The 22,314-nt window shown below is 44.9% G+C and carries 19 protein-coding genes and 2 tRNA genes; 18 read left to right on the top strand and 3 right to left on the bottom strand.

The genetic code is table 11. The annotated features are described in order from the left end of the window. The first annotated feature begins 23 nt into the window (after positions 1 to 23). The 7 genes from AB5170_RS01955 to AB5170_RS01985 all read left to right on the top strand — a co-directional run bounded on the left by AB5170_RS01955 (position 24) and on the right by AB5170_RS01985 (position 8,976). On the top strand, positions 24 to 2,912 hold the full coding sequence (locus AB5170_RS01955) for a hypothetical protein (protein ID WP_173771858.1): 2,889 nt from the start codon (positions 24 to 26) through the stop codon (positions 2,910 to 2,912). Positions 2,913 to 2,923: 11 nt separating this feature from the next. Continuing rightward, positions 2,924 to 3,328, top strand: a complete 405-nt coding sequence (locus AB5170_RS01960; protein WP_173771857.1) for a DUF6711 family protein — start codon at positions 2,924 to 2,926, stop codon at positions 3,326 to 3,328. A 12-nt stretch (positions 3,329 to 3,340) separates the two neighbouring features. After that, on the top strand, positions 3,341 to 3,589 hold the full coding sequence (locus AB5170_RS01965) for a hypothetical protein (RefSeq protein WP_173771856.1): 249 nt from the start codon (positions 3,341 to 3,343) through the stop codon (positions 3,587 to 3,589). After that, positions 3,573 to 3,959: a hypothetical protein gene (locus tag AB5170_RS01970; protein WP_173771855.1), complete on the top strand. Its 387-nt coding sequence runs from the start codon at positions 3,573 to 3,575 to the stop codon at positions 3,957 to 3,959. Before AB5170_RS01965 ends, AB5170_RS01970 begins: the two co-directional genes overlap by 17 nt. A gap of 11 nt (positions 3,960 to 3,970) precedes the next feature. Continuing rightward, the gene (locus AB5170_RS01975; RefSeq protein ID WP_173771854.1) at positions 3,971 to 7,042 is read left to right on the top strand and encodes a hypothetical protein; all 3,072 of its coding nucleotides are present in this window, start codon (positions 3,971 to 3,973) and stop codon (positions 7,040 to 7,042) included. A gap of 17 nt (positions 7,043 to 7,059) precedes the next feature. Beyond that, positions 7,060 to 7,614 carry a hypothetical protein gene (locus tag AB5170_RS01980; RefSeq protein WP_368365036.1) on the top strand — a complete coding sequence of 185 codons (555 nt, stop codon included), beginning with the start codon at positions 7,060 to 7,062 and terminating at the stop codon, positions 7,612 to 7,614. A 369-nt stretch (positions 7,615 to 7,983) separates the two neighbouring features. Next, positions 7,984 to 8,976, top strand: a complete 993-nt coding sequence (locus AB5170_RS01985) for a tyrosine-type recombinase/integrase (protein ID WP_173771852.1) — start codon at positions 7,984 to 7,986, stop codon at positions 8,974 to 8,976. 581 nt (positions 8,977 to 9,557) lie between these two features. Here AB5170_RS01985 and AB5170_RS01990 read toward each other — a convergent pair. Continuing rightward, complete coding sequence (locus AB5170_RS01990) at positions 9,558 to 9,824, bottom strand: hypothetical protein (protein ID WP_368365037.1); 267 nt, start codon at positions 9,822 to 9,824, stop codon at positions 9,558 to 9,560. Between the two features lie 65 nt (positions 9,825 to 9,889). Here AB5170_RS01990 and AB5170_RS01995 point away from each other — a divergent pair, with 65 nt between their 5' ends. From AB5170_RS01995 to AB5170_RS02010, 4 genes are all read left to right on the top strand, one after another. Beyond that, entirely contained in the window at positions 9,890 to 11,680 is a 1,791-nt protein-coding gene (locus AB5170_RS01995; RefSeq protein ID WP_173771850.1) for a tail fiber domain-containing protein, read from the top strand. Between the two features lie 90 nt (positions 11,681 to 11,770). Beyond that, complete coding sequence (locus AB5170_RS02000) at positions 11,771 to 12,229, top strand: holin family protein (RefSeq protein ID WP_173771849.1); 459 nt, start codon at positions 11,771 to 11,773, stop codon at positions 12,227 to 12,229. A gap of 31 nt (positions 12,230 to 12,260) precedes the next feature. Then, positions 12,261 to 12,392 (top strand): hypothetical protein, encoded by a 132-nt coding sequence (locus AB5170_RS02005; protein ID WP_276512281.1) that lies wholly within the window; start codon positions 12,261 to 12,263, stop codon positions 12,390 to 12,392. A 27-nt stretch (positions 12,393 to 12,419) separates the two neighbouring features. Continuing rightward, positions 12,420 to 13,052 carry an N-acetylmuramoyl-L-alanine amidase gene (locus AB5170_RS02010; RefSeq protein WP_173771848.1) on the top strand — a complete coding sequence of 211 codons (633 nt, stop codon included), beginning with the start codon at positions 12,420 to 12,422 and terminating at the stop codon, positions 13,050 to 13,052. 358 nt (positions 13,053 to 13,410) lie between these two features. On the opposite strand, the gene AB5170_RS02015 is transcribed toward AB5170_RS02010, so the two are convergent. Together AB5170_RS02015 and AB5170_RS02020 are read right to left on the bottom strand one after the other, a co-directional pair. After that, a tRNA-Leu gene (locus AB5170_RS02015) sits at positions 13,411 to 13,495 on the bottom strand. Between the two features lie 66 nt (positions 13,496 to 13,561). After that, positions 13,562 to 13,646 (bottom strand) — tRNA-Leu (locus AB5170_RS02020). A gap of 211 nt (positions 13,647 to 13,857) precedes the next feature. Here AB5170_RS02020 and AB5170_RS02025 point away from each other — a divergent pair. The 7 genes from AB5170_RS02025 (at position 13,858) to AB5170_RS02055 (ending at position 22,275) form a co-directional block, all read left to right on the top strand. Beyond that, positions 13,858 to 14,868 carry a deoxyguanosinetriphosphate triphosphohydrolase gene (locus AB5170_RS02025; protein ID WP_173771847.1) on the top strand — a complete coding sequence of 337 codons (1,011 nt, stop codon included), beginning with the start codon at positions 13,858 to 13,860 and terminating at the stop codon, positions 14,866 to 14,868. Positions 14,869 to 14,968: 100 nt separating this feature from the next. Beyond that, entirely contained in the window at positions 14,969 to 16,762 is a 1,794-nt protein-coding gene (gene dnaG, locus AB5170_RS02030; protein ID WP_173771845.1) for a DNA primase, read from the top strand. 38 nt (positions 16,763 to 16,800) lie between these two features. Beyond that, positions 16,801 to 17,928, top strand: a complete 1,128-nt coding sequence (gene rpoD, locus AB5170_RS02035; protein WP_118578714.1) for an RNA polymerase sigma factor RpoD — start codon at positions 16,801 to 16,803, stop codon at positions 17,926 to 17,928. A gap of 10 nt (positions 17,929 to 17,938) precedes the next feature. Next, positions 17,939 to 18,748 carry a class I SAM-dependent methyltransferase gene (locus AB5170_RS02040; RefSeq protein WP_173716357.1) on the top strand — a complete coding sequence of 270 codons (810 nt, stop codon included), beginning with the start codon at positions 17,939 to 17,941 and terminating at the stop codon, positions 18,746 to 18,748. Then, positions 18,738 to 19,520, top strand: coding sequence for a Nif3-like dinuclear metal center hexameric protein (locus AB5170_RS02045; RefSeq protein WP_173771843.1), 783 nt, complete (start codon positions 18,738 to 18,740; stop codon positions 19,518 to 19,520). The genes AB5170_RS02040 and AB5170_RS02045 overlap by 11 nt, the downstream gene beginning before the upstream one ends. A gap of 137 nt (positions 19,521 to 19,657) precedes the next feature. After that, positions 19,658 to 21,322, top strand: coding sequence for a nucleoside kinase (locus AB5170_RS02050; RefSeq protein ID WP_173769372.1), 1,665 nt, complete (start codon positions 19,658 to 19,660; stop codon positions 21,320 to 21,322). A gap of 38 nt (positions 21,323 to 21,360) precedes the next feature. Further along, entirely contained in the window at positions 21,361 to 22,275 is a 915-nt protein-coding gene (locus AB5170_RS02055; protein WP_173771836.1) for a type IV pilin protein, read from the top strand. The last annotated feature ends 39 nt before the right edge of the window (positions 22,276 to 22,314 follow it).

Below are 22,314 nucleotides of genomic sequence, written 5' to 3' on the forward strand. Positions count from 1 at the left end.
TATGCCCTGAGGAGGTGAAATGAATGGCAGACGATAAGAATCTTGCAACCTTAAAGGTTACCGTGACAGCGGATAAGAGCCCATTGAAAAAAGCGCTGGACAGTGCCAAACAGGACACTGCGAAAAGTACTTCACAGATCCAGGGGATGTTGCAGAAGATCAGGAAAACAATGTCCTCTGTTTCTTTAAAGGGAATGGTAAAAGACTTTCAGGTAAAATCCGGGATAAAGGTTCCAACGCAGGAGTTTCAGGAGCTTCGGGAGGAAGCAGGCCAGGCAAGAGATGCTTTGGCTGATTTACTTGAAAAGCAGAAGAAACTGGAGGCACTTGGTGTAAAAGAACAGAGCCGAGAATGGAAATCATTGCAATATGATATCGAAAAGGCAAAGAATGCCGTTGAAGGATATAAGGCTGAGATGTCAGAGATGAAAGCAAATGGTGCGGATGTAGAGAGACCGGTATCTCTTCCAAAGCAGGCAATGGGATTGGGAAAATCAGTTGTCGGTGGCATTGGTAAGGTAGCAGGTCTCGGTGCATCAGCAGTTTCGAAAGGCTGGGGAGGACTGGTAAGAATCCTTGGCGGAGTCACCTCTGCATTTTCTAAAGTAGGCGGTGTGATCAGACGTACATCTGGTTTATTCGGTGCATTGATCCAGAAGTTCACAAGCGGAATTCCTATCCTAAACCGGTTCACTGGTGGAGTGAAAGACAATGGCAGTTCCTTTGGCGGCGGACTGAAAAATCTGCTGAAGTATTCCTTGGGAATCCGAAGTCTGTTTGCCTTGGTGAACAAGCTACGGAGTGCACTGGTGGATGGATTCAAAAATCTGTCTCAATACAGCGGGGATACCAATAACAGCCTTTCCATGCTGATGTCTTCCTTGACTCAGCTGAAAAATGCTTTTGCAACAGCATTTGCACCGGTACTGAATATTGTGGCACCAATCCTGAATGCAGTAATCCAGAAAATCATTTCTGTGGTAAATGCAATTGGACAGTTTACCAGTGCTTTGACCGGCGCCAGTACCTTTATCAAAGCCAAACAGCTGAACCAGAATTATGCTGCAAGTCTTGACAAGAACACAAAGAGCGCCAACAAGGCAAATGATGCAAATAAAAAGCTGCAGCGTACACTTCTTGGGTTCGACCAGATCAATAAACTGGACGATACGTCCGGTTCCAGTTCTTCTGACAGTGCCGGTACTGGTGGCCTTACTGGAAAGGACATGTTTGAGACACTGAATGTTTCAAACGAAATGAAAGCACTTGCAGCGCAGATCAAGGAAGCCTGGAGAAATGCTGATTTTACCGGAATTGGCAGAATTGTTGGACACAAGCTGAATTCAGCCTTGCAGAACATTCCATGGGATTCTATTCAGAATACCTGCAACCGGATTGCAAAGAGCACAGCTACATTCCTGAATGGTTTCATAGAGGCTACGGACTGGAATTTAGTTGGGAATACGCTATCCCAGGGAATCAACACGGTATTCGGAACTGCTAATACCTTTGCTGAGAATTTCAACTGGGAGAGCCTTGGAAATGCCGTAGGAAACGGTATCAATGGGGCTCTTGGCGGTCTTGACTGGAATCTGATCAATGAGACGGTCTTTAATATTGCAAAAGGTATTACGGATGGACTGAACGGATTTATCCAGACAACAGACTGGGGACTGGTAGGGCATTCGCTTGGAAGCGGGATTAATACAGTTATAGGTTTTATTCATACTGCAATAGAGAATTTTGACTGGATCGGAACCGGTAATGCATTGTCTGAATTTGTAAACAGCGCGATCCAGACGGTTGACTTTGCTGGCATTGGAGATACATTCTCCGATGGCTTGAAAGGTCTGCTGGATTTTGGAATAACTGCTCTTGAAGGGATTGACTGGTACCAGCTGGGAGAAAAAGTCTGGGAAGGTCTTGCGGCAATTGACTGGAATGGAATCGCAGACCGTACTTTTGAACTGATCGGTGCGGCCTTTGGAGGTCTTGCGGCTTTCTTGGGAGGCGTAATCAGCGAAAAAGTGCAGGAGGCAAAGCAGTATTTCCAGAAGAAGATTGAAGAGTGCGGTGGAAATGTAGTCGAAGGTATTTTTAAAGGTATTGTTGATGGTGTGAAGGAAATCGGTACTTGGATTAAGCAGCATATCTTTGATCCATTTATCGATGGTTTCAAAAATGCATTCGGAATTCACAGTCCATCGACAGTTATGGCTGAACAGGGTGGCTTTATTATTTCAGGACTCCTGAAAGGTCTGAAGGATAATATCGGTTCTGTCTTAACCTGGATTGGGAAAATTCCAGGAAGGGTGAAGGACAAGCTGTCAGATGCCAAAGACTGGCTGGTTGAGACTGGCGGAAATGTTTTATCTGGTTTAAAAGATGGATTGAGTGAAAAATGGGACAGCATAGGGGACTGGTTTCAGGATCTTCCAAATAAGATCAGCAATGCAATCCCAGATTTGTTCAATACCGGAAAAAATGCAATTCAGAATTTTGCCAGTGGATTTGGTTCCGTACATATTCCGCTACCGCATGTTTCCGTATCCTGGAATAAACACAATGTAGGTCCTGTGAGTTTCTCTACACCAAGCTTTGGATTGAGTTGGTATGCCAAAGGCGGTTTCCCAGAGAACGGCGAAATGTTCATGGCACGCGAGAGCGGCCCTGAGTTGGTCGGCCGGATGGGAAGTAAAAATGCCGTTGCCAACAATAACCAGATTATCGAAGGCATTCGTGCCGGTGTATATGATGCTGTGGTCAATGCGCTGGAGAGCAGATCGCAGTCCAAAGACAGAGAGGCAGAGATCCATATTTACCTGGAAGGTGATGCAGACAAGCTGTTTAAGATTGTCCGAAAAAAGGGACAGCAGTATCAGAAATCTACTGGGAAACCGGTATTTAGTTAGGAGGTGGTCGGTTGAGTGACTTTGTAAGTAGCGGAACAACTACTACAAAAACATCTTCAGATATTGAAATTGATGGAGTGCCAATGCCAGGTCTTAAGCTGAATGGCCTTACCGTAACCAAAGAAAAAATATGGTCAAAAAATACCGGACGTGCAGCCAATGGCGAGATGGTGGGAGACCTGATTGCGATTAAATATACTTTGAAATGCAGCTGGCCGCCGCTGACAAGAGAGCAGGTAGCGGTGATTGATAAAGCCGTTTCCCCTGCTTTTTTCAATGTGACTTTCCTGGATCCAGGGACAAATACCAAAGTAACAAAAAGATTTTATGCAAGCGCTCCAGCCTACCCTGTATATACCTACCGTAAAGGTGTGAAGACGTACCAGGGTGTGGCTGTGGACCTGATTCAAAAATAGGAGGAAACCAAAATGTTAAAAGGAACAAAATCAACATCCATGAATTTCAACAGCATGATCAATGACAGACCTGTTGTGTACATGTCTGCGCAGATCCCGGAAGCTGGGAACGCAAGCACCAGTATTACCGTCCAGGATCGTGACTTGTATGAGACAAACAAGACAGAGTGCAGAAAAGATATTGAAGCATTTAACCAGTTAGTCTATGCAGCTGAGGACGAGCGTGTAACAGGAGGTACCGCAGATGAAACTGAAAAATAAAGACATATTAAATTTTGTCAATGGCTGTGCTTCCTTAAGGGAGAAGCGGCTGCCGGTAAAGCTTGGCTATGCGATCAAGAAGAACCTGGCAGCAGTCAGTGATGCAGCCAATGCCTATGATGCAGAGCGCCAGGAACTGCTTGAGAAATACGCAGCAAAAGGTGAGGATGGAAAGTTCCTGGTTGAGAATGGGCAGTATTCCATCGAGGACAAAGAGGGCTTTGCAAAAGACCTGGATGAGCTCCTGGCGATTGAGACAGAGGTTGGTATCCATACTGTTTCTGAGGAAGAGATTGAGAAATGTGATGATCCACGTTATGATGCCCTGACAGTGGCTGACCTGGAAACACTTGAGATCATGACTGAGTAGGAGGTGGTCCTGTGTATCAGTCTTCAGAAGCTTTTGGAAACCTGGTACTACAGGATTCCCGAACTTTTAAAGCACTCATCACATATGATGATGTATCCATAACAAATGCGAAAAGCATTAAGTTTACTGGCGGAGCAGAAGGGGAGGATGACTTTTCCCTTGGCTCCACAGTGAGCCAGTACGTTACCATCATAATTCCGGATCCGGGAAAAGCCATTGAGGGGCATGAGCTCCTGGTCCAGATCGGAATGGAAGTGAACGGTCTGGTGGAATACATCCCCATGGGATATTTCACGCCTGGAAAACCATCCAGAAATGAAGAGCAGATTGAGTTTACAGCCTATGACCGGATGATGAAAACAGAGCGTGCATTCTCTATGGACGGAGACAGTACGGATACGGCGGCTGTTCTGAAAAGGATCCAGGAAATCACAGGTGTGATGGTTGTAACAGATGGTCTTTCCGGCATTTCCATGGAGGTTCCGAAAGGTTACAGCTGCAGGGAGGTCCTTTCTTACGCAGCACAGCTTCATGGCTGTTTTGCGGTATGTAACAGAAACGGACAGATTGAACTGCACAGCTACGAGGACAGCGGGTATACGGTCAGCACCGGCAGATACTGGGATTCTTTTGAACACAACGATTACCTGTTCCAGGTGGAAAAGCTTACCTGTTACACTGGCCAGGACGAAGAGGGGAAAGATGTTTCTGTTTCATCCGGAGACGGGCCAAGGGCAGTGATCTTTTCCAATCCGTTTATGACACAGGATACCCTGGACAAAGTGATGGATTCCCTGAAAGGTTTTTCCTATATGCCTGGCTCCCTCCGGATGATGGGAGACCCACGGCTGGATCCTTGGGACGTCCTCACCGTGGAAGACAGAAAAGGGGGTTCCTACAAGGTCCCGCTGATGAAACTGGAAAGGGAGTATGATGGCGGTTTTACGGATTCTGTGGAGTCTGTGGGTTTATCAGAAGATGAAACAAATGCGAACTGGAAAGGTCCGACCACAAAAGAAATGGAGCGGTATTATGCACAGCTGGTGATGATCGACCACGCAATGATCAATAAGCTGGATGTGGATACTGCCAATTTGAAATTTGCAACAATCCAGAATCTGAATGCGGTCAATGCTACGGTACAGAATCTGGATGCAGAGTTTGGAAGCTTCAGGGATCTGACTGCTACAAATTTTACTGCCGCCAATGCAAAGATCAATATCCTGGATAACGATTATGCCAATATCAAAACGCTGCTTGCAGGTGGTGCCGGTGTGGGGGATTTGCAGAACATCCACCTTACTTCCCAGAATGCAGTGATTGACTCGGCACTGATCAGAACTGCAGTTATGCAGACGGTCTCAGTTGGGGATCTTTTAAGTGGCACCATTTCCACCAATAAATTTATGATCACATCTGACGATGGCGGGATTAAGATCCAGGGGGCAACCCAGCAGTGGAGGGACGCAGACGGAACTGTCCGGATGCAGGCTGGCAGGGATGCAAACGGTGATTTTACCTTTTCCCTGTTCGATAAGACCGGAAAAGGGATTCTTTTGGATTCCACAGGCGTGAAGCCTGGAGCTATCGCGGATGGTCTGATCGTGAATAAGATGGTGGCGGATAACGCAGCCATTGCCGGAACTAAGCTGGATATCCCTTCGGTGGTATCAGCTATCAATGGCAGCTCCCAGAGTATCAAGAGCAGCCGGATCTGGTTTGACGATCAGAACCAGAGCCTGAACCAGTTATACAGCCAGATGAATACCAACATTGTCAGTGCTTCTACGACTGCATCCAATGCCGTCAGTACCGCAAATGCCGCCAGCAACACGGCAAATGCAGCTTCTGACGCAGCGAAGAAAGCTCTGGACACTTTGTCCGGGATTTCTACCCTGGATGCAATCGGGGCTTCCCTGGACAATGATGCGCATGTGGTCCATACCTATACGGATGGTTCCGGTGGGGATTACAGCAGCTGTCATACCACTTTTTTCGTGTATCTGGGCGATACGGATGTTTCCGATCACATTGACCAGATTACGGTGAAAGCTTCTGAAGGTGTAAGCGGTACCTGGAACCCGAAAACCAGAACGTATCAGGTCACAGCAATGACTTCTGACAACGGCTACGTGGATATTTCGGGGCTTTACGGACTGGAAGGGAAAGTTCTTCTGGTCGGTGGAAAAGGGCTTGTTGTAGGCGGTAAAACGCTTGTTGTAAAGTCAATGGGCTCCTGGATCACCAAGAGATTTTCCATCAGCAAGGCAAAGGACGGAAAGATTGGTCTCAGCTATGATCTCCGAGTCAGCAGCCAGGTGATCCGGAAACAAAAGGACGGAAAGACTCTGGTTCCGGAAAGCGTGACTTTCTCAGCATTTAAGAATGACAATGGAATCATCAGCAGTTATTCCGGAATTTTTCAGATCGAGGAATCAAAAGACAATGGAAAGACCTATGTTTTGAAGTATGGTTCTTCATCTGCTGAGATCATGAAGATATACGCTCCCTCCGGAGCTGACGTGAACATGATCCGCTGTACTTTATATGATACATCCGGAGCCCAGAACCTAGATACCCAGACCGTCATGCTCCTTGCGGATGCGGAAGGCCTGGCTGATGATATCAAAGCCGCTCAGAAGACCGCAGACCAGGCAAAAGCTGCCATTGTCACGACAAACCAGAAAGTAGCCAACATTGAGACAAGCGTGGATGGTTTAAAGATGAATCTGTCCGAGACGACTACAGACCTACACGGTCTGGTGGGAAATTCACTTCTGTACAATGTCCGCTATCATGACAACGAAGACGGCACTACAACCGTGACTGCAGTTGTGTACCAGAATGGAAGCGAGGTCACAAAGAATTATCCGGCAGCATGGTTTTCCTGGCGTAAAAAGACCGAAAGCGGTGAGAGCTTCCTGGGATACGGCTACAGTATCAAAGTAAAGAATGAAGATTACATGTTTGGCGGTGTGGTGATCGGACGATTTACCACATACAAGACTGCAGCGCTCATAGTAGGCGGCAAACTCCTTGTGATCGGAGGGAAAGCTGTCAATCTGAATGTAGATGCGGTATGAAGAAAGGAGATTAAGCTATGGCATTACCACAAGACGGCCAGGACGCAAACGGCCTCACAAAAGTAACACAGATTCCCGCAGGGAAAGAATTGATGTTCATCGATCCCACCACGAATGAGGGTGGGATTATTACGTTGGAGGATTTGACGAAGCAGATTTTGAATGGATTGACCTCACAAACCTTCGGTTTAGACAGTGGAACCCAGACGCTACCGGCAGCCATTAACTATTTATATGGCAAGTCATCTTTTATATCGAAAGAAAAAGGTGTGGATATTCAAGTAGCTAATGAATACGTATATACAGGATTGTCGTTTACAGTCCCGAAAAACACTTTATTTATCTTTACAGCAAGAGCCGATTATAATACTTCAGAGTCAGTAGGAATTTCAATTGCAGGTTCGGATTTAAACCATAATATAAGTACAATTGTTGTTAATAGTGAAAAATACCCAACAGTACTAACACACGTACTTGATAGAGTATCTGAGGATATTACTTACTATATTTGGGCAAAATACAAGTCTAAAGGTAACAACAGAATCGTCATATATGGGCTTCAAATGAAATAATTATTTTACACCCCAGCAAACTCCTTCCAGCCTTTCCAGCCACCGGCACGAGTGCAGATATTTGTTTGTATATTGCCATTTGTAAAATTAACAAGCAAGATTGCACAAGTATCATAGTTATGCAATATTAGCCCTGGAGAATAACCATAGGCTTTGCCATCTGTGACATTTGCAGTGCCAATTATTTCAACACCCACCTCGTTAGTTTGCACGATATTATATGCGTATTCTAAAATATCCGTCTCACTTGAGGGTGATGGGAAACGTTTACATTTTAAGCTTTTGCCATATTATATAGTCAGCACTTTGTAGGGTAGACCTTCCTGATACCAGAAAATATAATGGAATCAGGAAGGGAGGTATTCATTTATGACCGAAAAATTGATTCAAAATGTAATTGTAGCAATGCAGGATAGCCTTACTGACGAACAGCTTCAGAAACTGGAAAACGTTCTTGCAATCAATCTTCACGGGATGGAAGTGAGAGAGGAGTGTACACAGCTGGTTACTTCGGAACGACACTGGGAGCGAATCCTAAAGCTGTACATAGCTAGTAAGCGTTTGGAAAACTGCGCAGAATCTACACTACTGGCGTACAATCGGTGCATTACACTACTATTTCAGGGAATTAATAAGAAAATTCACGAAATAACTACCAATGATCTTAGGTACTATTTGGCTGTATACCAGGAACAGAGGAAAATTTCGTTGGCTTACCTTGAAACTTTGCGGCACAATATCAGCGGATTCTTCAGTTGGGCTACGGATGAAGGCTACGTAAACAGGAATCCAGCTAGAAGATTAAAACGTGTAAAAGTGCCGCAGAAAATCAAGAAGCCGTATACAGCTGAAGAGAGGGAGCACCTCAAAGATGTGGCGAAAACAGAAAGAGATGTAGCAATCATGGAGATCTTATACAGTACTGCTGGTCGTATTGGAGAAGTAGTAGCTCTTAATCGTGATGATGTAGATTTTGTAAACAGAGAAATAATCATTTACGGTCAAAAGGGTAAGAAGGAGCGTAAAGTGTATCTTACAGAAGGTTGTGTTTATCATCTTAAGAAATATCTGGAGAGTAGAGACGATAACAATCCGGCATTGTTTGTGAGAGGAAGGAAGCCGTATAATCGCCTGGGAAGGCAGGCAATACAAGACATGCTCCGGAAACTTGGAGCGGAAGCAGGAGTACATGCGCATCCGCATAAATTTAGAAGAACATTACTTACGGATGCAGGTGCCAGAGGTGTGCCATTACAAGAAATCCAAGCTTATGCTGGGCACGCAAAGTCGGACACAACAATGCTGTACGTAAGTGTTAAACAGGAATCAGTAAAAGCATCCTTTATGCGTCTAATCGCATAGGAAAAGGAAAAAATAAATGTTGGAAAAGCCAGCTGAAAAGGTGGCTCGGGGAAGTGCGGCCTTTGAGAAAACGATTGTATTTTTGAGGGAAAAAGGAGCTTGCATATAATATGGCAAGTTGTTCATGGAGATACCAGTCGCAATCACTATTGAAAATAAAACATTAAATGCAAAACTTTCAATCAGTGATACAGACTATGGTCTTATCTGCTTAACTTATCAAATTTCTGCCTTTGTGTACGCTATTGCATTGATTGTTTATGGCTCTAAATACAGTTCGAAAATACTGTCATTTGTCTCAAGCAATGCAAAAACTAACGAGGCTAAATGGGATAGCAATTCCAAAACTTTCACATGTACTATCGATACGAATAATACAAACGTAGTAAATGCCAGAGCAATTCTAATTAAATGAAATTGTCAAAATAGCCCAGCACCAGGGGAACATGGTATTTTAAGAACCATGTATATTGATGGTTCCAAATATGCGATGTAAGAATTTTTGACGCTTGTTAATAAAAAAATATTTCTTAGGTCAAAAGAAAGTGATGTATGGGGCAATTGGATAGAGAAATAATCATTTACATAATTTTTGTCCAAGCACCATTACTGTATTGTGCAACGGCAAGCTTTTTGCTTACTGTAGCGACTCCAATAAAATTTGCAATATTTTTAGACGTTAGAACTATACCCCAAGCCCAAGAAGGGTATAAACCTCCAATATTTCCCCATGCTGGAATAATTTCGCAATAGTTGCCAGATACCAATATATCGTTGATATTATCATTTAAAGCGTATGTAGCTTTTTGAGCTTTATTGCCATATTGTTTAGTAAAACAAGAATTCATGCTAAAGGGCATCTCCCAAGGTGTCTTTTATTATGGATTTTTATCCGGAAAGGAGGAAAAACCCAATGCTATTCGAACAACCAGTCAATATATACTCGCAGGATTATGTACTGAAGCGTTTCCAGTCAAATGAAACAGCTGTCCAAGTAGTCAGAGGAAAGCTCTCTGCACTGATCAGCGAGTCAGAATTGATTGAACTGCAGAACAGCAAGGCAACCATGTACAGTAAACTTGCATCAGCCGTACTGGATATAAACAGCCTTCAGCTGCAGTTTTCCGATATCAGCAGTAAATATGATACCGTAACTGGTAAATACAGCTCCCTGGATGCAAAAGTAGCAGATTACAAAGCAGGATTGGATGGACTTTCGATGAACCTGTCCAGTCTTAGCACCAAGATAAACAATGACTATTCCACGACTACTGCAATGAATGCAGCCATTAAAGCAAGTGTGGATGGGCTGTCCAGTACTGTCTCACAGACTTATGCGACAACGCAAAACGTTAAATCTTCACTGGCAGAAGCTGACACCAATGCAAAGAAATATGCAGACACTGCACAAAGTACCGCAATAAGCCAGGCACAGCAAGACGCAACGTCCAAGGCAGATGCAGCGGAATCCAATGCAAAAGCTGATACCGATAATAAACTGAAGAATTATTCCACTACCATAGCCATGAATTCTGCAATCAAGCAAATGGCCGACAGTATAACACTTAGCGTTTCCAAGACCTATGCGACAGGAGCAGATCTCTCAGCTGGTCTATCCGGCGCAGACCAGAAGGCTAAAAACTATGCGGACAGTGCCTTACAATCAGCGGATAAATCCGCAAAGGGATATGCGGATGCGGCACAAAGTGCAGCCGTAAAAGCTGCGAATGCAAATACAGAAGAACTTCTGAAATCGTATCCGACTGTAACCGCTATGGAATCAGCCATTAAGCAGAATGCAGATTCCATCACAGCATCTGTTTCAAAGACTTATGCAACTAAGGAGGGGCTGAGCGACGCCAGTACAAAGATATCAAATCTAGAGACCTGGAAGTCCCAGGCCGCACTGAAGATCACAGATTCCGCAATCGTCAGCACTGTAACCAGTTCCACATCCTGGAGCAAAAAGGCAGACAAGGCCAGTCTGATCTCCCAGATCAACCAGTCTGCAGAAAGTATTTCCATTAACGCGAGTAAGATCAATTTAAACGGTGTGGTAACTGCTAATAGCTATTTTTGCATTTTAACCGATGGAAGTATAAAAAGCACCAAAGGTACGCTGGGAGGATGGACGATATCGTCCGATAAAATTCAGTCACGTTTTGCCGGAATAGATGCGATGACTATACACTCGGATGGATATTTAAAATTCGGAACATGTAAAATAAGTTCAACTGGAGGAGCGCTCACAGTAAAAAACGGCTTACATCTTTACACAAATGTAAATACAGATAGCAGTGGTTTCGATGATGGTACGGAGAGATTCAAGATATTCGGATTAGGTCATGTATCGTCTGGAGGACACCTGGTCTTTGACAGTGATGGGGCTACGGTTTCTTATTTGTCCAGTTCATCCAGAAGATATAAGAACCATATCCGGGACATGACAGATAATGATATACAAAATCTGTATAAGCTTCCAACCGTGTTCTTTGTTTATAAGCCTGGCTATCTGGAAAAAGACAGCGCCGTTCCTATTCCAGGGCTTTACGCAGAGGATGTGGAACAGTATCTTCCATTAGCTGCCAGATACCAGAACGGATTGATTGAAGACTGGAATGAAAGAGCTGTGATCCCGTATCTGATCAAGGCGATCCAGCAGCAGCACGAAGAAATTGAAGCATTGAAAAGAAAGGTGGCATGAAAATTATATGAACGAACCCAGGGCGAGACCGTGTAACCGGTCTTATTTTTATACCATAAAATAATATAATAAGAAGGAGAACACATAATTATGAAGGTGATTGATACGTATAATGCCATTGTTGGCGCAGCTGTTGCTGTATTGAGCTATATCTTTGGAGAGCACTGGATCCTGTTTGCATTGTTCCTGGCATTTAATGTTGCCGACTGGATCACAGGCTGGATGAAAGCCAGACTGATACACAAGGAAAATTCCAAAGCCGGATGGAAAGGAGTCCTGAAAAAACTGGCTTACTGGATCATGATTGCGGTAGCCTTTGGGGCATCTGCAGTGTTCGTGGAAATCGGAAAGACGCTTGGTGTTGATCTGGGAATCACCACATTACTTGGATTCTTTGTCCTGGCATCCCTATTAGTAAATGAGATCAGATCTATTTGTGAGAATCTGGTGGAAATGGGAGTGGACGTCCCGAAAATCCTGATCAAGGGTTTGGAAGTGGCGGATAAGGCAATCAATAAAGATGGAGAAGATATTGACGAGGGCGAGTGATCGCCCTCCTTTTTGAAAGGAGAATTTCAACATGAAATATTTTATCTGTGTAGGTCACGCGAACTATGGCGGTGGCGTCATCTCATCTGCAGATGGCACCAGCAAAGGTGGCGTAAACGAATACAAATACAACAAGGAACTGGCACCTTATGTGTGCAAATGACTTAAGGCAGCAGGTCATGAGGCAACCTTGTGCATTGCTCCGGAAGGTCAGCTGCATTCCCTGAATGATGAAATTAAGTATTTCATTGAAGAAGAGCATAAACAGAACTATGATCTGTCCGTTCAGCTTCATCTGAATGCATTTAATGGAGAGGCATATGGCTGTGAAGCATACTGTTACAATGCAAATGGACTTCCGGAAGCCCAGCGGATCAGCGCGAAGCTTGGCACTGTCTGGCATGATAGAGGAGCTGAAGAACGTCCAGGTTTGTACTGGACCAGAAAGACCAAGGCAAAAGCTGTCCTGGTAGAATCTTTCTTCTGCGATAACAAGGACGATTATGCCAAAGCGAAAAAACTTGGCATGGACGCTCATGGCAAGCTGATTGCAGAGGGCATTCTGGGAAAAACGATCACAATTGCGCCGGCGCAACCGAAAGCAAAGTATTACATCCAGGCTGGAGCCTACGGAACAAAAGAAAATGCAGACGTGATGGTGAAAGTGCTTAAGAAAAAAGGATTTTCAGCAAGTATCCGCAAAGTATCCGGTTCTGTCCCATACCGTGCCCAGGTTGGCACTTACAGAACAAAGAAAGCTGCCAATAAGGTGGTAAAGAAGCTGAAGGCAGCAGGCTTCCAGGTGTTGGTGAAGAATCTGTGATGTCGAAATCTGTCGCACTATCTCGCACGATAAAACTCGACAGATGAGAAAGAATCTGGTACAGTAAAACTGAACATGAGATTTCCCTTAGACAAGAAAAGCCTTTACAATCCCGCGAGTTGCCCCTCAGGAGAGTAAAGGCTTTTCTTCTTATATTATAAATCTTGCTTTATTTTTTCTGGAAAATGTGAGGGGCAAGAATCCTGCCCCTTAAGGGGCAAAATCTCTGCCCCTCGAGGGGCAAAAAAGGGGCAGAGTTTTGACACACTTTATCTACCTCCTGAACATTCGGAGTCCAAAAAAGCCCGCAAAACAGGCGCTTTGCAGGCTTTTGACATTTCTTGATAAAATAAAAAAATGCGGAAGATGGGACTTGAACCCACACAAGCGCAATGCTTACAAGATCCTTAGTCTTGCTCGTCTGCCAGTTCCGACACTTCCGCATATCGCATTCATAGAGGAAAAACCTCTGCGCGATAAAATATGAAATTGTGACTATTAAATAGTCATGCGGAAGATGGGACTTGAACCCACACGAGCGCAATGCTCACAAGATCCTTAGTCTTGCTCGTCTGCCAGTTCCGACACTTCCGCATATCGCGTTTCTCGGAGAAAGATTTCTTTCTCGCTGCGACGGATATTAGTATAACAAAGGGGTATATGATTGTCAACACATTTTTTAAAAAAAATTAAAAATTTTCAAGTTTTTTTTGAAAAAAAGAGGAATTTGAAATTTTGTGTAGAATATAATTAATAGGAGGAAGATTATCGGCGTACCTGTCAGTCTTTGGAGGATAGAAGATATATGAATATCAGAGAGAGCATGGAAGAAAGAGAACTGGAACTGCTGAGTCCTTATGCCGCATACAGTGGATGTTCCAGAGGAAGAGACCGGGAGGAAGAAGAGTGTGACGTCCGGACGGTTTACCAGAGAGACCGGGACAGGATCCTGCATAGCAAAGCTTTTCGCAGGATGAAGGATAAGACTCAGGTTTTTCTGGCTCCGGAAGGAGATCATTACAGGAACCGGCTGACGCACACTCTGGAGGTATCCCAGATCGCACGTACTATAGCTAAGGCACTTCGCCTGAATGAGGATCTTGTGGAGGCGATTGCACTGGGACACGACCTTGGTCACACGCCTTTCGGACATTCAGGAGAGACCGCACTTAATACCGTTCATCCTGAGGGCTTTGCCCACTACCGTCAGAGCGTCCGCGTGGTGGAAGTACTGGAGAAGAATGGAGACGGACTGAATCTTACCTGGGAGACAAGAGACGGAATCCTGAATCACCGTACCAGCGGTCATCCGTCCACTTTGGAGGGACAGGTAGTCCGCTTTTCTGATAAGATTGCCTATGTTCATCATGATATGGACGATGCCCAGAGAGCTGGGATCATTACAGAGAATGATATTTCTGCCAGTCTCAGGGAGTTTCTTGGACAGACCACAAGAGAAAGGTTGAATACCTTTGTACATGATGTGATTGAGCACAGCATTGACCAGCCTTCCATTCAGATGTCTGCTCCTGTAGAGCAGGCACTCATGGATCTTCGATCAGAGATGTTCCAGAAAGTATATCTGAATCCCATTGCGAAGCGTGAGGAATCCAAGGCAATCAAAATGCTGACAGAATTATACGCCTATTACATAGATCACCCGGAAGCAATGTCCAGGGAGTACGTTGCTCTTATTGAGAAAAAGGGAGTTCCCAAAGACCGGGCGGTATGTGACTGGCTGTCAGGAATGACGGATCAGTATTCCATGAAGAAATTCAAGGAGATTTTCATACCAAGAGCCTGGGAGGTTTATTAGAACGTGGACAAAACTCTTGCAATGAGATATAATATTTATTTACGCGAAAGATGTCGCATTTTCTTGGATATGCGGCATATCAAATCAAAGGAGGATAAGCATGCGCTATTCCGACGATATCATTGAAGAAGTGCGAATGAAAAATGATATTGTAGACGTGATATCCCAGTATGTAAGACTGACCAGAAGAGGAAGCTCCTATTTTGGTCTGTGTCCTTTTCATAATGAGAAGACCCCTTCCTTTTCCGTAACGCCGTCCAAGCAGATGTATTACTGCTTCGGCTGCGGAGCTGGAGGAAATGTATACAATTTTGTAATGCAATATGAGAATTATTCATTTGGAGAAGCACTTTCCCATCTGGCAGAGCGTGCCGGTGTGGAACTTCCCAAGATCGAATATTCCAAGGAGGCAAGGGCGAAAGCGGAGAAGCGCGCAGCCTTGCTTGAGATCAATAAGAAAGCGGCTCAGTATTTTTATTACCAGCTGCGCCGTGAAGGTGGAAAAAATGCCCACGATTATCTTACAGGCAGAGGTCTCAGCGAAGAGACGATCAGGAAATTCGGTCTGGGGTATTCAGACAAGTACAGTGATGACCTGTATAAATATCTGAAATCCCAGAATTACAGTGATGAACTTCTTCGGGAATCCGGCCTTTTCAATGTGGATGAACGCCAGGGCATGTATGACAAATTCTGGAATCGTGTTATTTTTCCAATCATGGATGTCAATAACAGGGTGATTGGATTTGGCGGGCGAGTGATGGGAGACGGCAAGCCCAAGTACCTGAATTCGCCAGAGACCCGTATTTTTGACAAGAGCCGTAATCTGTACGGATTGAATATAGCCAGAACCACCAGGAAAAATTACCTGATCCTGTGCGAGGGCTACATGGATGTAATCTCCATGCACCAGGCAGGATTTACCAATGCAGTGGCTTCTCTGGGAACGGCGCTTACATCCGGACATGCCAGTCTGGTGAAGAGGTATACACAGGAAGTGCTTCTTCTTTACGATAGTGATGAAGCTGGTGTAAAAGCCGCCTTGCGAGCCATTCCCATTCTACGGGAAGCCGGCGTGAATTCCAGAGTGGTGAATTTACGGCCTCACAAGGATCCTGATGAATTTATCAAAGCAGAAGGCGCAGAGGCTTTTGAGAAAAGGCTGGAGGCAGCTACGGACAGCTTTATGTTCCGGGTAAGTATTGCTTCCGGTGATTTTCCTATGGATGAGCCACAGGGACAGAACCGGTTTTTTGAGCGGTGTGCCCAGTATCTTCTGGAACTTTCTGATGAACTGGAGCGGAATCTGTATATTGAAGCAATTGTAAAAGAATACCGCAGATATGGAATCAGTGTGGAAGACCTTCGGAAGCGTGTAAACACCCTTGCTCTGAAGGGTACGCCTGCAGAGAAGCGTATCCAGCCAAAATCCGGCGGCTCTCCAATGAGAAAAAAGGAGAGCGCGGCAGATAAATCCCAGAAGCTGATGCTTACCTGGCTGGTTACCTATCCGGCAATTTTTGATACTGTGGAGAAATATCTTTCCCCTTCAGATTTTGTAGTTCCTCTTTATAAAGAGGTGGCAGAAATGCTCTGGAAGCAGCACGAAGAGGGAGATGTGAATCCGGCCAGACTTCTGAATGCTTTTACAGACAGTGAAGAGCAGAAAGAGGTGGCCTCTCTCTTTAATGCCACGATCCACCTTGAGACAAAGGAGGAACAGCAGAGAGCATTTTCCGATGCTTTGATCCGCATTAAACAGGAGAGTCTGGCGGAGAAAAATAAAAACTGGGATCCTGCAGATATGGGGGCTTTACAGGAGCTTGTAAAGGCCAAGAAGGATCTGGAGGAGCTTGGAAGAAAAAGGCAGCAATTGCATATTTCTTTTGAATAAGGATAAAATATTAACACTATATGGAGGTTAGAGTACCTATGGAAATGAATATGGGCAAATTCAGTGAGAAACTGGTGGGACTTCTGGAGCTTGCAAAAAAGAAGAAAAACGTACTGGAATATCAGGAAATTAGTGATTATTTCAAAGACCAGCCACTGGATGCGGAACAGATGGACAAGATCTTCGATTTCCTTGAGGCAAGTGGGGTAGATGTGCTGCGTATCACAGAGAACAGTGCAGATGACCTTATGCTGGACGATGACATGGATATTGATGGCCTGGACGATGAGGAAGAAGTAGAGCTGGACAAGATCGATCTTTCTGTTCCGGAAGGTGTGAGCATTGAGGATCCGGTTCGTATGTATCTGAAAGAAATTGGTAAAGTTCCGCTTCTTTCAGCAGAAGAAGAAATCGAGCTTGCAAAGAAAATGGAACAGGGCGACGAAAATGCCAAGAAGCGTCTGGCAGAAGCCAACCTTCGTCTTGTTGTCAGCATTGCAAAGCGTTATGTAGGACGTGGAATGCTTTTTCTGGATCTGATTCAGGAAGGTAACCTTGGTCTTATCAAGGCTGTCGAAAAATTTGATTACCGAAAGGGTTACAAGTTCAGTACCTATGCTACCTGGTGGATCCGTCAGGCTATCACAAGAGCCATTGCAGACCAGGCGCGTACCATTCGTATTCCGGTTCATATGGTTGAGACGATCAACAAGCTGATCCGCGTTTCCAGACAGTTACTCCAGGAGCTTGGACGTGAACCTACTCCGGAGGAAATCGCGGAAGAGATGGACATGCCGGTTGACCGCGTGCGTGAGATCCTGAAGATTTCCCAGGAGCCGGTTTCTCTGGAGACCCCTATTGGTGAAGAGGAGGACAGCCATCTTGGAGATTTCATCCAGGATGACAATGTTCCGGTTCCGGCTGATGCTGCAGCATTTACTCTTTTGAAGGAACAGCTGGTAGAAGTTCTTGGCACTCTTACTGAGAGAGAACAGAAGGTTCTTCGCCTTCGTTTCGGGCTTGATGATGGACGTGCAAGAACACTTGAGGAAGTTGGCAAGGAGTTTAATGTTACCAGAGAGCGTATCCGTCAGATTGAGGCAAAGGCTCTTCGTAAGCTCCGTCACCCAAGCCGCAGCCGCAAGCTGAAGGATTATCTGGATTAAGGAGAGGACTATGCAGTTATCCTTACGACTGTCTGCAATCGCAGACCTGGTGACAGAAGGAAACCGGCTGGTAGATGTGGGATGCGATCATGGATATCTGCCGGTATACCTGATACAGCAGAAAAAAATTCCATCCGCCATTGCAATGGATGTGCGAAAAGGGCCACTTTCCAGGGCACAGGAACATATCCGGCAGTATGGACTGGAGGAATACATACAGACCCGGCTCTCAGACGGACTTGAAGGCTTGAAAGCCGGAGAGGGTGACACCCTTGTGATCGCAGGTATGGGCGGTCCCCTTATGGAAAGGATTCTCACAGATGGCAGGTCTGTGAGAAATTCTTTCTCTGAGCTGATTTTACAGCCACAGTCCGACATTCCCCATTTTCGCAGATTTATCCAGTCTGAAGGCTGGGAGATCACAGAAGAGAAAATGGTGGAAGAGGATGGGAAATTTTATCCCATGATGCGGGTGGTGCCTGGGGAAAATGTTCACAGCAGTTTGAAACTTAACGTGGATTCTTTCCCAAAAAATACGTCTGTGAAAGCTGCTTCTTCTGAGAACCTACATGCTGATGAATGGGCAGAAATGCCGGAAAATCCAGCTGCTTACACCTTGGAGGAAGCCTTTGGCAAATATCTTCTTCAGGAAAAGAACCAGGTGCTTTACCATTATCTTCAGCGGGAATCCCGGATCCGCTCCCAGATTCTGGACCAATTGGAAACGGCACCGAAGGCAGAGGCAGTTACTGCCCGCATTTTGGAAGTAAAGGAGGAGGCGCAGCTGATCGCTGCTGCGCTGGCAGAATATGAAGGTTAAAGAACTGACAGAATGGCTGGGAGGAAATTTTCCGGCAGCAGTTGCAGAGGACTGGGATAATGTGGGACTTCTTACAGGAGATGACGAGAGTGAAGTAAAACATGTTTTTCTTGCCCTTGATCTTACCGAAGCAGTGTTAGACGAGGCTATCCGGGCTGACGCTGACATGATCGTTACCCACCATCCTATGATCTTTTCCGGTATTAAGAAGATTAACAATCATAGCTTTACAGGACGGAAGATTATCAGTCTGGTGCGCCATGGAATATCTTATTATGCGATGCATACCAACTATGATATTCTGGGAATGGCAGATTTAAGTGCCAGATATCTGGAACTGTCAGATACGAAAGTACTTTGTGCCACCGGGGAAAAAGACGGGGAGACCATTGGCTTTGGGCGTGTGGGAAATCTGCCTTGTGAGATGACTTTAAAGGAGTACGCCCTTCTTGTAAAAAAGAATCTGAAGCTTTCAGATGTGAAAGTGTACGGAAATCTGGAACAGACTGTGAAAACGGCTGCCGTATGTACCGGTTCTGGTAAAAGCATGATCCAGGATGTGCTTGCAGCCGGGGCTGATGTATATGTGACAGGTGATATAGACCACCATACCGGAATTGACACCGTTGCCCAGGGGCTTGCAATCATTGATGCAGGTCATTACGGTACGGAATATATTTTTATGGAAGATATGAAGGAAAGACTGGCAAAAGCGTTTCCGGAGCTTACAGTCAGCTGCGCAAAGGTGAGAAGCCCGTATACTATACTATAAGGTTGAGACCTGGTGTGGATGGGCGAGATGACGTCCGTCCGGAGATAAAATGAGTTGTCAGAATAATATTGTCTGGTTTTGGAAAATGTGATTTATGTTTAGCCTAATTGATCTTTCGGATTAGAAAAGGAGATTTTATGGATCATGCAGTGAAACTTACAATCAATGGGGAAACCAGAGAGTTTCCCATGGGAATTACCTATAAAGAAGTTGTAAAAGAGTACGAAAAGACCAGCCCGGCCCCTGTTATTCTTGTAATTGCAGGAGGCAAGATCTGTGAGCTTCATAAAAAAGCGGAACGGGACGGTGAAGTCCGGCTGGTCACCACAAAAGACAGCATTGGAAATAAAACCTATAAGCGAACTGCATGTCTGGTGCTTTTAAAGGCAATTTACGATCTTGCAGGCAAAGAAAAAGTAGATAAAGTGGTGCTTCATTATTCTGTAGGAAGCGGTTTTTACTTTACCATGGCGGGAGAACAGAAGCTGGATCAGGCATTTCTTGACCAGGTAAAGAAGCGGATGACAGAACTGGTGGAGCAGAAAATCCCGGTGAAGAAACGAAGTGTAGGAACGGATGAAGCAATTGCGCTTTTTCATCATCACAGAATGTATGATAAAGAGAAGCTGTTCCGCTATCGCAGGGTTTCCAGGGTGAATATTTACAGCATAGAGAATTTCGAGGACTATTTTTACGGGGCAATGGCTTACGATACCGGCTATGTGCCATATTTTGACCTGAAGCTGTATGATGAAGGCTTTGTGCTGATTCTGCCGGAGGCTAAGACTCCGGATGTGCTTCCGGAATTCCAGCCCCAGGAGAAGATCTTCCAGGTGCAGAAGGATTCTGAAGAGTGGGGCAGAAAGCTGGAAATCTCCACAGTAGGTGAACTGAATGACCAGATCGTTTCCCAGGGAATACAGAAGATCCTTCTTATGCAGGAGGCAATCCAGGAGTCTGGAATTGCCAGAATTGCAGAGCAGATTGTGGAGGCCGGAAACAAGAAGTTCGTTATGATCGCCGGTCCGTCCTCCTCTGGCAAGACTACCTTTTCCCACAGGCTTTCCATTCAGCTGGCGGCACATGGAATGAAGCCACATCCCATTGCTGTTGACAATTATTTTGTAAACAGAGAGCATACCCCGCTGGATGAATTCGGGGAAAAGGATTACGAGTGTCTGGAAGCCATTGATGTGGAGCAGTTCAACAAAGATATGCTGGCACTTCTTAATGGAGAGAGAATAGAACTTCCGGTGTTCAACTTCAAGACCGGGCAGAGAGAATATAAAGGCGATTTTCTCCAGCTGGGAAAAGAAGACATCCTTGTTATTGAGGGAATCCACGGCTTGAATGACAAATTAAGCTACGCACTTCCGAAGGAGAGCAAGTTCAAAATCTATATCAGCGCCCTCACCCAGTTGAACATTGATGAACACAACCGGATTCCTACCACAGACGGCAGGCTGATTCGCAGAATTGTCCGGGATGCAAGAACCAGAGGAACCTCAGCCGGCGAGACCATTGCAAGATGGCCCTCTGTAAGACGCGGCGAGGAGAAAAACATTTTTCCATACCAGGAAGAAGCGGATGTTATGTTTAACTCGGCACTGATCTATGAACTGGCATGTCTGAAGGTATACGCAGAGCCTCTTCTCTTCGGAATTTCCAAAGAGGAGCCGGAATATCTGGAGGCAAACAGGTTGCTGAAATTTTTTGATTATTTTGTAGCTGTGCCAAGCGAGGAAGTGCCTAATAATTCCCTGTTAAGAGAATTTATAGGGGGAAGCTGTTTTAACACCTGATGATGCAGATGTGCTTGTAAGAAGTTGAGGAGTATTTTATGAAAATAAGTCGCAAAGGCTTTACATTGGCTGAGCTTTTGATCGTGGTTGCAATTATTGCGGTGCTGGTGGCTGTTGCAATACCTGTTTTCGGAAGTCAGTTGGAAAAAAGCAGGGAAGCAGCAGACCTTGCAAATGTACGCGCTGCTTATGCAGAAGTGCTGACTGAGGCAAACATGGGAATCTATGATAAAGTGGTTACTGTCGATCTGAAACAGAAACAGTATGACTGGCAGTCAGCGGATGTAATTACAATTGGGGGAATCAGCCATTCAGTAAAGGAAGGCGATACGTATAACTGGAGGGGAAAACCAGGAGCAGGTGGACATTGTGAGATTTCGTTTGACCAGGAAAATGGAACCAAATTTGTATGGAGCGGGGATGGGACTTCTGCGTCAAATAGCTATAACATGAGGGAGGATTTCTTTGCAACTCTGGAAAGCAGTGGCTGTCTGAATGAACCACAAATAAAGAATAACAGTAATTTTGAAATTGATTCGAAAGCAGCGGGGTTTTCAACTTTTGTCCCGAAAATCGAAGCAGTATTGGGCGAACAAAGTCTGCTGAAGAATGGTACATGGGCGTTTCTGGGAGATGGAAGGGCAGAAAAGAAATCTGAAAGATATTTGTTCTGGACTTCATTTGATATCGATAAGGTGGGAGTTGGTAAGCAGATTCCAATATTGATTCAAACAGGAGACGAGAAATATTATGTTTCGAATTCTACAACTGCCGCGAGAATTGGCAAAAATAACAAGGTAACGCATGTGGCAATCTCCGATCACCTAGATAAAGAAGGGTATAAAAAGGTTATTATGGCCGGGGGTGGTCAAGTGTATAGCTCTCTGTCAGAAGCCTATGCTGCATATGAGAAGGAACTTGAAAAGAAAGAGTATAAAGATTTACTCAAATGATTATTTACAGGGTTACTGTTTACTCCGTTTACAGTAACC

The sequence above is a fragment of the Ruminococcus sp. RTP21484sp1_RTP21281st1_A8_RTP21281_210402 genome (assembly GCF_040914025.1).
In the GTDB taxonomy this organism is placed as follows: domain Bacteria; phylum Bacillota; class Clostridia; order Lachnospirales; family Lachnospiraceae; genus Blautia_A; species Blautia_A faecis.